The 14075-nt window shown below is 70.0% G+C and carries 12 protein-coding genes; 6 read left to right on the top strand and 6 right to left on the bottom strand.

The features are described 5' to 3' along the window. Window positions 1-57: 57 nt before the first annotated feature. Window positions 58-738 (top strand): hypothetical protein, encoded by a 681-nt coding sequence (locus tag EAO79_RS12355; protein WP_064295140.1) that lies wholly within the window; start codon window positions 58-60, stop codon window positions 736-738. A 3-nt stretch (window positions 739-741) separates the two neighbouring features. Here EAO79_RS12355 and EAO79_RS12360 read toward each other — a convergent pair whose 3' ends face one another. The 6 genes from EAO79_RS12360 to pepN all read right to left on the bottom strand — a co-directional run bounded on the left by EAO79_RS12360 (window position 742) and on the right by pepN (window position 8642). Beyond that, a complete protein-coding gene (locus EAO79_RS12360) occupies window positions 742-2424 on the bottom strand; it encodes an FAD-binding dehydrogenase (protein ID WP_124769169.1) in 1683 nt (560 codons plus the stop codon). A gap of 55 nt (window positions 2425-2479) precedes the next feature. After that, complete coding sequence (locus EAO79_RS12365; protein ID WP_079705698.1) at window positions 2480-2884, bottom strand: globin; 405 nt, start codon at window positions 2882-2884, stop codon at window positions 2480-2482. Between the two features lie 20 nt (window positions 2885-2904). Beyond that, window positions 2905-3912, bottom strand: a complete 1008-nt coding sequence (locus EAO79_RS12370) for a mechanosensitive ion channel family protein (RefSeq protein ID WP_079705699.1) — start codon at window positions 3910-3912, stop codon at window positions 2905-2907. Between the two features lie 81 nt (window positions 3913-3993). Continuing rightward, the gene (locus tag EAO79_RS12375) at window positions 3994-4668 is read right to left on the bottom strand and encodes a response regulator transcription factor (protein ID WP_124769170.1); all 675 of its coding nucleotides are present in this window, start codon (window positions 4666-4668) and stop codon (window positions 3994-3996) included. Continuing rightward, window positions 4665-5954: a sensor histidine kinase gene (locus tag EAO79_RS12380; RefSeq protein ID WP_124769171.1), complete on the bottom strand. Its 1290-nt coding sequence runs from the start codon at window positions 5952-5954 to the stop codon at window positions 4665-4667. The genes EAO79_RS12375 and EAO79_RS12380 overlap by 4 nt, the downstream gene beginning before the upstream one ends. Before the next feature lie 144 nt (window positions 5955-6098). Further along, window positions 6099-8642 carry an aminopeptidase N gene (gene pepN / locus EAO79_RS12385; RefSeq protein ID WP_124769172.1) on the bottom strand — a complete coding sequence of 848 codons (2544 nt, stop codon included), beginning with the start codon at window positions 8640-8642 and terminating at the stop codon, window positions 6099-6101. 142 nt (window positions 8643-8784) lie between these two features. On the opposite strand from pepN, the gene EAO79_RS12390 reads away from it, so the two are divergent. From EAO79_RS12390 to EAO79_RS12410, 5 genes are all read left to right on the top strand, one after another. After that, window positions 8785-9408, top strand: coding sequence for a DsbA family protein (locus tag EAO79_RS12390; RefSeq protein WP_064295146.1), 624 nt, complete (start codon window positions 8785-8787; stop codon window positions 9406-9408). 35 nt (window positions 9409-9443) lie between these two features. Then, window positions 9444-9932, top strand: a complete 489-nt coding sequence (locus tag EAO79_RS12395; RefSeq protein WP_085510673.1) for a ribose-5-phosphate isomerase — start codon at window positions 9444-9446, stop codon at window positions 9930-9932. 62 nt (window positions 9933-9994) lie between these two features. Continuing rightward, window positions 9995-10996, top strand: coding sequence for an Fpg/Nei family DNA glycosylase (locus EAO79_RS12400; protein WP_124769173.1), 1002 nt, complete (start codon window positions 9995-9997; stop codon window positions 10994-10996). Between the two features lie 37 nt (window positions 10997-11033). Next, a complete protein-coding gene (locus tag EAO79_RS12405; protein WP_241160869.1) occupies window positions 11034-12587 on the top strand; it encodes an amidohydrolase in 1554 nt (517 codons plus the stop codon). Between the two features lie 110 nt (window positions 12588-12697). After that, window positions 12698-14071, top strand: coding sequence for a sensor histidine kinase (locus EAO79_RS12410; RefSeq protein ID WP_124769174.1), 1374 nt, complete (start codon window positions 12698-12700; stop codon window positions 14069-14071). Window positions 14072-14075: the final 4 nt, after the last annotated feature.

Here is a 14075-nt window from a genome sequence, read left to right on the forward strand (position 1 = left end):
CAGGCGCTGGCGACGCGGTGCCGGAGCGCACGCGGCGGTGGCGTAGATTGAGAGGAGATGTCCACCACCTTGCAGCTCCTCGACGCCACCTCGCTCGCCGACCTCCGCACCTTCCTCGCACGCGCCGCCCGGATCGACGACTCCGGTGTGCGACTCCTGGCTGCCGGGGACGTCCTGGCGGTCTCCGCCCCGGTGCTGCACCCGCAGGGTCTGCTCGACCGGAGTCCGACGATCATCGGGATGCGCACCTTCGCACTCGCCGAACCCGCCACGGCCGACGTACTCGCGACCCCGCGTGAACTCATCGACCGCATCGTCCGAACGCTCGGCGGCGTCGCTGCCGAGGACCTGGTCGCGGATGCCCGCGAGACCGTGCCGCTCGAGCTGCCACCGTCCACGAGGACGGCCCCGTGGGTCGGACAGGCACCGCCCCGTGGCGGCTGGGAACGTGCGGGCGATGTGGACACCATCGAGCTCGAACTCGTCGCCAGGACGGGGGCCTCGGAGATCGCCGAGACGCTCCCCACCGCGGTGGGCGATCAGATCGTCCAGAAGGTGCGGTCGCAGGTCTGGTCCCGGCCCCTCGGCGACGGCCACGGACTCCCGACCGGTGCCGCGTTCGCCGCGGTGGGCCTCGGCTTCATCGCCGAGCCGGAGCGCGCGGCCGTCTTCCGCTCAGGCGGATGGGTCCGTTTGAGCACCCGACGAGGGCATGTGCTCGCGGGCGCCGTGTCCTGATCCTCAGGCGCCTGCCATCGTCCGGCCGGCGGTCCGTCCGCTGAACAGACACCCGCCGAGGAAGGTCCCCTCGAGCGCGCGGTAGCCGTGGATCCCTCCACCGCCGAAGCCAGCCGCCTCACCGGCGGCGTAGAGGCCGGGCACCGGGTTCCCGTCCGGGCCGAGGACCCGACTCGCGAGGTCGGTCTCGAGCCCGCCGAGGCTCTTGCGGGTCAGCACATGCAGCTTCACCGCGATGAGCGGTCCCGCCTTCGGATCGAGGAGCCGGTGCGGTGCGGCGACGCGGATGAGTTTGTCGCCCCGGTAGGAGCGGGCACCGCGGAGCGCCGTGATCTGCAGGTCCTTCGTGAACGGGTTGTCGATCTCGCGATCGCGAGCCTCCACCTCGGCGATGACGTTCGCCGCGTCGATGGGCGTCTCCGGGCTCAGTTCCTGCATGCCGGCGATCAGCTCGGTGAGCGTGTCGGCGACGACGAAGTCCGCGCCGTGCTCCTTGAACGCCTCGACCGGCCCGGGCGCTCCCGGGCCGATGCGCTTCGCGAGCAGCCCGAGGTCCTTCCCGGTGAGGTCGGGGTTCTGCTCGCTCCCCGACAGCGCGAACTCCTTCTCGATGATCCGCTGGGTCAGCACGAACCAGCTGTGGTCGTGGCCGGTGGCACGCAGGTGCGCGAGGGTACCGAGCGTGTCGAAGCCCGGGAAGAGCGGCACCGGGAGCCGCTTCCCGGTCGCGTCGAACCAGAGCGAGGACGGCCCCGGCAGGATCCTGATGCCGTGTTGCGGCCAGATCGGATCCCAGTTGGTGATGCCTTCGACGTAGTGCCACATCCGGTCGCCGTTGATGAGATGCCCGCCCGCACGCTCACTGATCGCCAGCATGCGTCCGTCGACGTGCGCGGGGACCCCGGAGAGCATGGTCCTCGGCGGCGTCCCGAGCCGGGCCGGCCACTGTTCGCGGACGAGATCGTGGTTCCCCCCGATGCCACCGCTCGCGACGAGCACCGCGGGCGCCTTGCACGAGAACTCGCCGACGACCTCGCGCGAGCTCGGAGCCCCGCGCTCGGCATGCGACGGGGCCAGCACGGAGCCGCGTACGCCGACGACCGCGCCGTCCTCGGTGAGCAGCTCGTCCACACGGTGCCGGAAGTGAGCCGACACCGTGCCGTCCTCGACGCCGGCGTTCACCCGTCGGACGAAGGGCGCGACGACACCGGGTCCGGTGCCCCAGGTGATGTGGAAGCGGGGAACGGAGTTGCCGTGGCCGATGGCGCCGCAACCGCCCCGTTCCGCCCAGCCGACGACCGGGAAGAACCGCACGCCCTGGTCGTGGAGCCAAGCGCGCTTCTCGCCCGCGGCGAAATCGAGGTACGCCTCCGCCCAGCGCTTGGGCCACTGGTCCTCGGGACGGTCGAACGCTGCTGCGCCGAACCAGTCCTGGGTCGCGAGCTCGAGCGAATCCCGGACGCCGAGGTGGCGCTGCTCGGGGGAGTCGACCAGGAACAGGCCGCCGAACGACCAGTGCGCCTGGCCACCGAGGTTCGACTCCGGCTCCTGTTCGAGCAGGATGACCCGCTTGCCGGCGTCGATGAGCTCTGCAGCTGCCACGAGCCCCGCCAGCCCGCTGCCGATCACGATCGCGTCGGCCTCGGTTCGATCGGCGGACGGGTTGGGAGGGACGGCTGCTGGCATCTGCTGACTCCTTCGGCACGGACGTGCGTCCGATCCTACGACCGTGCGGCCGGAATCAGAGAAGACTGCGGCGCGGTGCCCCTGGGTCCTCGTCGAAGGTGTTGACCATGGCGTGGGCTGCCCGCTCGAGGTAGTCCCAGAGCGTCGCCTCGTGCACCGGCGCGAGGTCGAGGCTGTCGACGGCGGCGCGCATGTGCAGCAGCCAGCGGTCGCGAGCGTCGGGGTTCACGTGGAAGGGCTGGTGTCGGAGCCGGAGACGCGGGTGGCCGCGTTCGGCGCTGTAGGTGCCCGGCCCACCCCAGTACTGCTCGAGGAAGAGCATCAGCCGGTCGGCCGCCGGACCGAGGTCCTCCTCGGGGTACATCGGTTTCAGGACGGGGTCGCCGGCCACGCCGCGGTAGAACTCGTCCACGAGGGCCTTGAAGGTGGCGTGTCCGCCGACCTGCTCGTAGAAGGACATGCCTGGTGCCTGGGAGCCGGTCACTGCTGCCCTCTCGGGGGTCGCTTGGTCTTCGGCGCCCGTGGAGGGACCACCGTGGTCGGGTGGGTGCGCGGGGGACGCGAACCGGTCACGCTTGCGGCACCCTCGAAGCCCGAGAGGACGATGCTGTTGAGCGACGGCAGCTTGACGTCCATCTCGTCGACGGCCCGCTTCAACCGCATCCGCAGTTCGCGAGCCACGTCGTCCTTGGCACTCGTGCGCGTCTTGATCACCAAGCGGATGACGAGTGCGTCGCCCGAGATCGACTCGAGACCCCACAGTTCGGGCTTCTCAAGGATGCGGGAGCGCCACTTGGGGTCGTGGGCGAGTTCGTTCGCCGTGTCGAGCATGCGCTCCTGGACGGCCTCGACGTCGGTGTCGTACGGGATCGCCAGGTCGATGATGACCCGCGACCACCCCTGTGACATGTTGCCGACCCGCAGGATCTCGCCGTTGCGGACGAACCAGAGCGTGCCGTTGACGTCGCGTACCTGGGTGATCCGGATGCCGACGGTCTCGACCACACCGGTGGCGGGTCCGAGGTCGACCACGTCGCCCACGCCCAGTTGGTCCTCGACCACCATGAACAGGCCGTTGAGGATGTCCTTGACGATGTTCTGCGCGCCGAAACCGAGGCCGGCACCGACCGCGGCCGTCAGCAGGGCGAACGAGCCGATGATGCTCGAGTCGATGACGTTGACGACGAGGATGGCCGCGACGATGACGATGGTGACGTTGACGATGTTGCTGAGCACGGTGCCGAGGGTCCGCGTGCGTTGGACGAGTCGGACGGCGGCAAGCGGCGAGGCGAGCAGCGATTGCGTGTCGGTGACGTCGGCGCTCTTCTTGACGCCACTCACGATGCGGCCGACGACGCGTCGGATGACGAATCGGAGCACCCATGCGGCGGCGAACGCCAGGCCGATCACGACCACCACGCCGATGATCTTCCACCCCGCCGTCCAGAGGAAGGCGGTCACGTCAGGCCAGATCTCATCCCAGTTCATATGGGCCTCAGTGTATCGAGCGACCCGGAGTGAACCGTGTGAGCCGCCCGAGTGCGAGCCGGACGGTGCCTGCGTGAACGGTCATGGACGCACGAGTCCGTGCTTGTAGGCGAAGATGACCGCCTGCACGCGGTCGCGCAGCTGCAGCTTCATGAGTACGCGACCGACGTGCGTCTTCACCGTCGACTCGGAGAGGACGAAGTGGGTGGCGATCTCCGCGTTGCTCAGCCCCTCCGCCATGGCGACGAGGATGTCGTGCTCCCGCGGTGTCAGCTCGGCGAGTTCTGCTGCCGAGCCGTCTTCGGCGGCCGTGGGGGTGCCGGGGAGGGCCGTCGCGAAGAGTTCGAGCATCCGCTTCGTGATGCGGGTCGAGACGGCGGCGTCGCCGGCGTGGACCGCGCGGATCGCGGACGTCAGCTCGTTCGGCAGGGCGTCCTTCAGGAGGAAGCCGCTCGCGCCGGCCCGCAGCGCTCCGAAGGCGTACTCGTCGAGGTCGAAGGTCGTCAGGATGATGATGCGGCTGTCGGGGTTCGCGGCGACGATCCTCCTGGTCGCCTCGATCCCGTCGAGTCCCGGCATCCGGACGTCCATGAGGATCACGTCCGGCCGCAGGCTGGCGGCGAGGTCGATCGCCTCGGCGCCGTTCGAAGCCTCACCGACCACGTCCAGATCGTCCTCCGCGCCGAGCACGAGACCGAATCCGAGCCGGATGAGCTGTTGGTCGTCGACGAGCAGGATGCGGACGGGGTCGGTCATGGTGTGGTTCCTCGTGGTTCGGTGGTCGGCGGGGACGTTCTCGACGGGCGTGGTTCCAGGGGGAGGACGGCATGGACGCGCCACAGCCGATCGCCGACGGCTCCGGCGGTGACCCGACCTCCTTGGAACGCGACGCGTTCGCGGAGGCCAAGCAACCCCTGGCCGGCGCCGAGCGACGGCGCGTCCGGAATGGAGCCGTCGTTCTCGACGATGAGCTCGAGGTGCTCGTCGTCGGTGGTGATGACGACGTCGACGCGCTTCGGCCGCTCCGAGTACCGCAGCGCGTTCGTGAGTGCCTCCTGCGTGATCCGGTGCACGGCGAGCAGGATCGACGGGTCGTCCGTTGACGGCCCCGAGACGGTGAGTGCGACCGGCAGGCCGAGCCCGCGGAAGGTCTCGACGAGCGCGGGGATCGACGCGGCGTCGGGTTGCGGAGCGAGGGGTGCGCTGCCGGTCTCGCGGAGGACGCCCAGCATGCGTCGCATGTCGACGAGGGAGCCGCGGGCGGCGTCGGTGACGGCGGTCATGGCGGACCGGGACGCCGCCGGGTCCTTCGTCGCCAGGGCCCCCTCGCTGAGCGCGACGATGACGGTGAGACTGTGGGAGACGATGTCGTGCATCTCGCGGGCGATGCGGGTCCGCTCGGCGACGGCGGCGAGCTGGGCCTGCTGGTCGCGCTCGCGGGCCAGCTGCGCCGCCCGATCGACGAGTGCTTCGACGTACCGCTTGCGATTGCCGACGTTGATCCCGATCAGCAGCCCGAAGAGCGCGAAGAGGACGACCGAGATGATGGTCTGCTGCGGCTCTCCCGGCTCATGTGGTGCGGCCCAGGGCAGGAACGGGGCGAGGACGGCGACGACCGCGGCGGCGGCGAAGGCCTGCCAGCCGAGTGCGACGGTCCGGTACACGGCCACCGAGTAGAGCAGGATCGGCACGGCGAACGCGTCGACGCCCACCGTCTGTGCGACCGAGACGAGCCCGACGGCGATGACGAGCACGGTCATCGCGAGCGGGCGCCGTCGCCTGAGCAGGACGGCGAGTGTCGTGATGCCCACGATCGCGACGGCGAGCGCGATGCGGCCGGGCTGGGCCGCCAGGTCGACGTCGAACCACTCGACGGTGCTGACCGAGAGCGCGACGAGGAGGTACCCGGCGGCGATGAGCGAGTCGGCGGTCCACGGATGCCTCGACCACCAGCGTCGGACGACCCCGGGTGGGCGCGGGAGCATCAGTGCGGCCTCCGTCGCGGCCCGGTCCCGGTCGGAGGACGGCTTCCGAGCGGTCACGACGAGGACGACCCTGAGGGTCGGTCGTCGTTCACTGGTCGGCGCATCCCTCCAGGATACGGAGAACCCCTCCACAGCGGGTCGTGCCGTGGAGGGGTTCTCGCCAGAGGATCCTGGTACCGGAGTGCTATCCGGCCGAGTGGATCACGCGGCGTCCCGTGCCTGTGCCGCGAGCGCCCGCTCGACCCCGGCGAGGGCTTCGACGAGCATGCGTCGGAGTGCCGGGATATCGGCGTTGGCTTCCAACCACGCGCGGGTGCGGTCGCGGAGCTCGGTGGAGGCGAGCGCCGCCGGGTAGAGCCCCTCGACGATGTACTCGGCGATCTTGTAGCTGCGCGACTCCCAGACCGAGGTGAGCGCGGCGAAGTACGGCTCGACGAGCGGCTGCAGGACGGCCGGGTCGATGACATGCCCGAACCCGAGACCGACGTTCCGGACGATCGCATTCGGCTGGTCGTCGTGCTCGACGACCGAGTCGAACGCTGCGCGCTTGCCCTCGACGGTGGGGATCGTCGCCCGTGCACGAGCGGCCGCCTGCGCACCGTTGGCCGTGTTGTCCTCGGCGAGCGCCGCATCGATGTCCGAACCGTCCGCGAGACCGAGGAGGACCAGTCCCTCGAGGAGCTCCCAGCGGAGGTCGGTGTCGATCTCCAGGCCCGGGAGTGCCGCGGAGCCGTCGCGCAGTGCACGCAGGTGCTCGCCGTGCTCGGGGGTCGAGGCGAGGGCGGCGAAGAACTTCACGAACTGGAACTGCGCATCGGAGCCGGCCTCCGCCTCCTGGGCGAGCGTCCAGAGCGCGTCGCCGACCCGGGAGATGGTCGCCAGGCGGCGTTCCGGAGCGACGTAGTTGCGCGCGGCCAGACCGAGCTGGCCGAGCGTGGTGCGCAGGGTCGTCGACTCGGTCTCCGTGGCGATGTTCCCGAGGACGAGCTCCACGTAGTCGGAGGCGCTCGACTCGGCGTCGCGGGTCGCGTCCCAGGCAGCGCCCCAGACCAGCGAGCGTGCGAGCGGGTCCTCGATCGAGGCGAGGTGGCCGATCGCCGTCGCGAGCGACCGCTCGTCGAGGCGGATCTTCGCGTAGGCGAGGTCGTCGTCGTTCAACAGCACCAGGTCGGGCTGCGTCTCACCGACGAGGTCCGGCACCTCGGTGAGCGCCCCGTCGACGTCGAGTTCGACGCGTTCCGTGCGGACGAGCTTGCCGTCCTGCAGCCGGTACAGGCCGATGGCGAGGCGGTGCGGACGCAGCGTGTCGTAGTCCGCCGGGACCGTCTGACGGACGGCGAACGCGGTGAACGCGCCGTCGGCGTCGACCGTGAACTCCGGGCTCAACGTCCCGACCCCGGCGGTCTCGAGCCACAGCTTAGACCACTCGCGGAGGTCGCGTCCGCTCGTCGCCTCGAGCTCGACGAGCAGGTCGTCGAGCACGGTGTTGCCGAACTCGTGCTTGCGGAAGTAGTTGCCGACGCCGGCGAAGAACGCCTCGATGCCCACCCAGGCGGCGAGCTGCTTCAGGACGGAGCCGCCCTTGGCGTAGGTGATGCCGTCGAAGTTGACCTGGACGTCCTCGAGGTCGTTGATGGTCGCGACGATGGGGTGCGTCGACGGCAGCTGGTCCTGGCGGTAGGCCCAGGTCTTCTCCATCGCGTTGAACGTCGTCCACGCCTCGGTCCACTCGGTTGCCTCAGCGGTGGCGATCGTCGAAGCCCATTCGGCGAACGACTCGTTCAACCACAGGTCGTTCCACCACTTCATGGTGACGAGGTCGCCGAACCACATGTGGGCGAGCTCGTGCAGGATCGTGACGACCCGGCGCTCCTTGATCGCGTCGGTCACCTTCGAGCGGAACACGTAGGTCTCGGTGAAGGTCACCGCGCCGGCGTTCTCCATCGCGCCCGCGTTGAACTCGGGGACGAAGAGCTGGTCGTACTTCTCGAACGGGTACGGGTACGCGAACTTCTCCTCGTAGTACGCGAAGCCCTGACGCGTCTTCTCGAAGATGTAGTCGGCGTCGAGGTGCTCCGCCAGGCTCTTGCGAGCGAAGACGCCCAGCGGGATGGTCCGGCCGTCGCTCGAGGTGAGCTCGCTGCGCACCACGTCGTACGGGCCGGCCACGATCGCGGTGATGTAGGAGGAGATGCGCTGCGTGGGTGCGAAGCTCCAGGTCGCCGCGCCGTCGTGCGCCGGTACCGGCTCAGGCGTCGGGGAGTTGCTGACGACCTGCCAGGCCGCGGGCGCCGTGATCGTGAAGGTGAACGTCGCCTTCAGATCGGGCTGCTCGAAGACCGCGAACACCCGACGGGAATCCGGCACCTCGAACTGGCTGTACAGGTACACCTCGCCGTCGACGGGGTCGACGAAGCGGTGGAGGCCCTCACCGGTGTTCGTGTACTCGGCGTCCGCGTGTACGACGAGCACGTTCTCCGCAGCGAGGCCGTCGAGCTGGATGCGCACGCCGTCGGAGACGGTCGACGGGTCGAGCTCGACGCCGTTCAGCGTGACGGAGTGGACGGTGCGCGTCATGGCGTCGATGAAGGTCGAGGCGCCCGGTTCACCGGTGAAGCGCACCGTCGTGGTGCTGCGGAACACCTCGGGACCGGTCGTGAGGTCGAGCACGACCTCGTAGCTCGACGTGTCGACGAGCGCCCTGCGCTCCTGGGCTTCGACTCGGGTGAGGTTCTCTCCTGGCACAACTGCTCCCTGGTGTTGATGGACACGTGACGTGTGAACTGCACGTGGTCGCTCGTGACGACCGCGGCACGATCAACCAGCCTAGACCCGCCGTCCATCGGTTTCGGGGGAGTCGACGGGGATCGGCGCGTAGGGTGACGGCATGACGACTTCCGCTGCAGACAACACCCGCGTCGACTTCTGGTTCGACCCCTCCTGCCCGTGGGCCTGGATGACCTCGCGTTGGGTCGACGAGGTCACCGAAGCCAGGAACCTCGACGTCCACTGGCACATCATGAGCCTCGCCGTCCTCAACGAGGACCAGGACGTCAGCGACGACTACCGGGCCTTCTTCCCCCGGGCGCTCCGATACACGCGGCTCGTCGCCGCTGCGGCAGCCGAACACGGACACGCGGTCGTCAAGCCGCTCTACGACGCCCTCGGCACGCGGATCCACCCCGGCGGACGCGCGGAGGACGTCGACGCCGTGATCGCCGAAGCCCTCGCCGAGACCGGGCTCCCGGCGGCGCTCGCCGAAGCGTCGACGACGGACGCCTACGACGGGCCCATGCGCGAGAGCCACTTCGACGGCATCGGACGGGTCGGTCAGGACGTCGGCACCCCCGTCATCGCGATCGACGACGTCGCGTTCTTCGGACCCGTCATCTCGCCAGCGCCGAAGGGCGAGCAGGCGCTCGCACTGTGGGACGGTGTCGTCGCCGCTGCCGCCTACCCGGGCTTCTTCGAGCTGAAGCGCAGCCGTACGGCGGACCCGATCTTCGACTGACGCGACGCCGGCGCCCGGAACCCTAGACTTTCCACATGCGCATCCACATCGCCACCGATCACGCCGGTCTCGAGCTCAGTCAGTTCCTGCAGGACCACCTGCGCGCAGCCGGTCACGACGTCGTCGACCACGGCCCGGCCGAGTACGACGCGTTGGACGACTACCCGGCGTTCTGCATCAACGCGGCGAAGGCCGTCGTGCGCGACCAGCAGGCCGGTGTGGACGCCCTCGGCGTGGTGTTCGGCGGCTCGGGTAACGGCGAGCAGATCGCCGCGAACAAGGTCGTCGGTGTCCGCGCGGCGCTCGTCTGGAACCTCAGCACGGCGCAGCTGGCGCGGCAGCACAACGACGCCAACGTGATCTCGATCGGTGCGCGTCAGCACAGCACCGACGAGGCGGTGTCGTTCATCGACGCGTTCATCGCCGAGCCGTTCAGCCTCGAGGAACGTCACGCCCGCCGGATCGCCCAGCTCGCCGAGTTCGAGGCGACCGGCACCATCGCCGGCAAGCACGTCGACGCCTGACGCGTCCTCCACCGCCACCGCGCGGCGCGCCGGATCGCGCCCCCACCGAGTGAGGAGTCACCATGCCCGAGGGGCACTCCGTCCATCGCATCGCCCGACAGTTCGCTCAGAACTTCGTCGGACACCGGGTCGCCGTGTCGTCTCCCCAGGGGCGCTTCGCCGAGGGTGCCGCCGTGCTCGACGGACGGACGGTCACCGACGCCAAGGCCGTGGGCAAGCAGATGTTCCTCGAGTTCGACGACGGACTGTGGTTGCGCGTGCACCTCGGTCTGTACGGCGCCTGGGACTTCGCCGGTGAGATCCGGTCGGACCCGACCATCGCCGCCTCGAACGGCCGCATGGGGCAGACGAACCAGCGCGGCACGGTGCTCGACGACGACGATGCGCCGATCCACGATGCGGACGGCGAGAACTCCCTGCACAGCATCGGTGCACCGCGCCGGGCCAGGGTCCGGATGTCCGAGCAGTCGAGCCCGCTCGCCGAGATCGACGAGCGGTTCCCACCCGAACCGGTGGGTCAGGTGCGCGTGCGGCTGTTGACCGAGACGACCGTGGCGGACCTCCGTGGGCCGACCGCCTGCGAGGTGATCGACGCCGCCGGGGTACAGGCCGTCTTCGATCGGCTCGGACCGGATCCACTGCTCGACCCGAGTGCGGAGGCAGGGGAGCGGTTCGTGTCGCGTGCGCACCGCAAGGGTTCCCCGATCGGTCTGCTCCTCATGGATCAGCAGATCATCAGCGGGATCGGCAACGTCTACCGCGCCGAACTGCTGTTCCGCGCCCGTCTCGATCCGCACCGCACCGGTAAGACGGTCCCCGTCGAGACGCTTCGCGAGATCTGGCTCGATTGGACGCGGTTGCTCGCGATCGGGGTCGAGACCGGCCAGATGATGACGATGGACGACCTGTCGGCGGCCGACTACCGCCTCGCGATGGCCAACCGCGCCGATCGCCACTGGGTCTACAAGCGGGAGGGACTGCCGTGCCGGGTCTGCGGGACGAACATCCTCCTCGAGGAGATGGGCGCCCGCAAGCTGTACTGGTGCCCGAACTGTCAGCGCTGAACCGAACCCGCCTGCCGAACCGACGAGGACCGATGTGATGACCGAGCACCGCCCTGGACCCGACGGCGACCTCGTCACGACGATCGCCGACGTCCACCTGTCCGGACCGCGCCGCGGAGGCTCGTCCGATGCCGAACGGGTCGACGTCCTGCTGGAGGACGGCTCGATCGTGGCGATCCGACCCGCCGACCCCGAGGTTCTGCTTCGCTCTGACCCCGGGGTGTTGGACGGCGGTGGTGGCTTCCTCCTGCCGGGGCTCTGGGACCACCACGTGCACTTCACCCAGTGGGCGCGCACGGCCAGGCGCGTCGACCTGTCCTCTGCTGAATCCGCCGCCGAGGCGGTCGAGTTGGTCGCTGAGCGGATCGCCCAGGAGGTCGACGGTGACGGCTGGGTCGAGGGCGCGAGGTTCCGGGACGCCCTCTGGCCGGACACGCCGACGTTCGCACTGCTCGACGCGATCGCCCCGGACCGTGAGGTCGTGCTGGTCAGTGCCGACCTCCACTGCTGTTGGCTGAACAGCGCAGCGCTCCGGGCCACGGGCTTCGCCGACCATCCCACCGGCCTGTTGCGGGAGGAGGAGTCGTTCGCCGTCCTCAAACAGCTCGACCAGGTCGCCGACGAGCTCTCCGACCGCTGGGTCGACGCCGCCGCCGATCAGGCGGCATCGCGCGGCGTCGTCGGTGTCGTCGACCTGGAGATGCGCTGGAACGCCGCGGACTGGATCCGTCGGGTCGGGAACGGGACTCGCGCGCTCCGCATCTCCTTCGGTGTGTACGCCGAGCACCTCGAGCGCGCGATCGACGCCGGGCTCGTGACCGGGGGAGTGCTCGCCGGAACGGACGGCCTGGTGCAGGTCGGCCCGTTCAAGGTCATCACCGACGGATCTCTCAACACCCGGACGGCCTGCTGCGAAGCGCCCTATCCGGGTTCGGCTCCCGGAACCGACGCGCACGGGATGCTCAACGTCCCGCCGGAGCGACTCACCGCATTGCTCACCCTGGCGACCGCCAACGGCCTCCACTGCGCGGTGCACGCCATCGGTGACCGCGCCAACACCCTCGCGCTCGACGCGATCGAGACGACCGGCGCGAGGGGCACGATCGAGCACGCGCAGCTGCTCCGGGCGTCGGACCTGGAGCGGTTCGCGCGGACCGGAACAGCGGCCAGTGTCCAGCCGGAACACGCGATGGACGATCGGGACATCGCCGAGGTCCACTGGGCCGGGCGCACCGACCGTGCCTTCGTGCTCCGCAGCCTCCTCGATGCCGGCGCCACGCTCCGGCTTGGTTCCGACGCCCCGGTCGCTCCGCTCGACCCGTGGGTCTCCATCGCCGCCGCCGTGACGCGCAGCCGCGATGGACGCGAGGCCTGGCACGGGGAGCAGGCCATCACGGTCGAGGAGGCACTGGCGGCGTCGACCAGAGGAGACGATGACGTGGTGGCCGTCGGCCGCCCCGCCGACCTCGTCGTCGTGCCGTTCGACCCGTTCTCCTGCGCACCGGAGGCCCTGCGCACCATGCCGGTCCGTGCGACGATGCTGGGTGGGCGCCTGACGGCCGCTCCATCCGTCCGCCCGGCCGGGGGATAACCCCCGATCGGAACGGGGCGTCCACCGGATGCCGTTCGTCGGCGGAGCCGAACAGACTGAGGCGAGCCCGGTGCGAGAGCCGGGACCGCTCCGTCGAAAGGACCTCCTTCATGACCACCGCCATCGGCCGACAGCTCGACGCGTCGGCGAAGCCCGATCCCTCCACCCGAGGCGCATGGCGATACGGTCGGCTCTGGCGGGACGTCCCCGGATCGCTCCTGTTCCTGCTGCCCAACCTGCCGATCGTCATCGCCGGCTGCGTCGTCGCCGTGGTGATCCTCTCCCTCGGCTTCGGGCTCGCGATCCTGGGGGTCGGTCTCCTGATCATCGTCGGCGGCCTCTGGGTGTCGCGGGCGTTCGTGGAGCTCGAGGTCGCGCGTCTCCGCACGACGGGTCTCCCGCCGATCCGAGGAGGAGCCTGGCGGTCGTCCATCGGGACTGAGACGACACTGGGTGCCGTGCTCGCTCCACTCGCCGGACCGCGTTGGTGGCTCGCGGCCCTGCACACGGTCATCGTGAACCCGATCGTCGGGGGCATCACCTGGGGGCTGACCATCACCTGGACCGTGGGTGCCGTCGCCGGCACGACGTACTGGATCTGGGCGGACCGGCTCTCGGCTGGTTCCTCCTCGGGCTTCGCGGAGCTGCTGGCTCCCACGCTGGACCCGTCGGACGCGTTGCTCGCCGACAAGCTCTGGAACCTCTCGCTCGGCGTCGTGTTCCTCGTGACGCTTCCGCTGGTCCTCCGGGTGCTGGTGCTGCTGCACCACGCCATCGCCTCCGGGCTGTTCGGTGCGCGGCCACAGGAGGAGCTGCGAGCCGAGCTCCTGGCGGAGCGGCGTGCACGCGGTGCCGCCGTCTCGGCTGAGGCGGGCGCGGTGCGGCGGCTCGAACGGGACATCCACGATGGTCCGCAGCAGCGACTCGTCCGGCTGCAGATGGATCTCGCGGCCGCCGAACGACGCCTCGACACGGACCCCGCCTCGGCACGCTCGCTCCTGGGTGAGGCGCGCGCCCAGGCCGCCGAGACGCTCGACGAACTTCGTGCGCTCTCGAAGGGCCTGATGCCGCCACTGCTGCAGGACCGCGGCCTCGTCGCCGCACTCGACGACCTCGCCGCGCGGTGTCCGGTGCCGACGAGGACGGAGCTGGCGGTCGTCTCATCGGTGACGCTGCCTCGTGAGACGGAACGTGGGATCTACTTCATCGTCGCCGAACTCCTGACCAACGTGTCGAAGCATGCGGATGCGCGGCGCGCCGGCGTCGAGGCCCACGTGACAGTGGACCAGCAGCTGGGTTCGCGGCTCTCCCTCCGCGTGACCGATGACGGTCGGGGCGGCGTGCACCTGGAACCGGGCCACGGTCTCGAAGGCCTGACGGAACGCGCGCAGGGCCTCGGCGGGAGACTGGTGATCGAGCCGGCCCCGGTGTGGGACGGCGTCGCACGTGGCAGCGCCGTCTCGATCTCGCTCCCCGTAGGCTGAACGC

Origin of the sequence: Plantibacter sp. PA-3-X8 (genome assembly GCF_003856975.1) — a bacterium.
Lineage (GTDB): Bacteria > Actinomycetota > Actinomycetes > Actinomycetales > Microbacteriaceae > Plantibacter > Plantibacter auratus.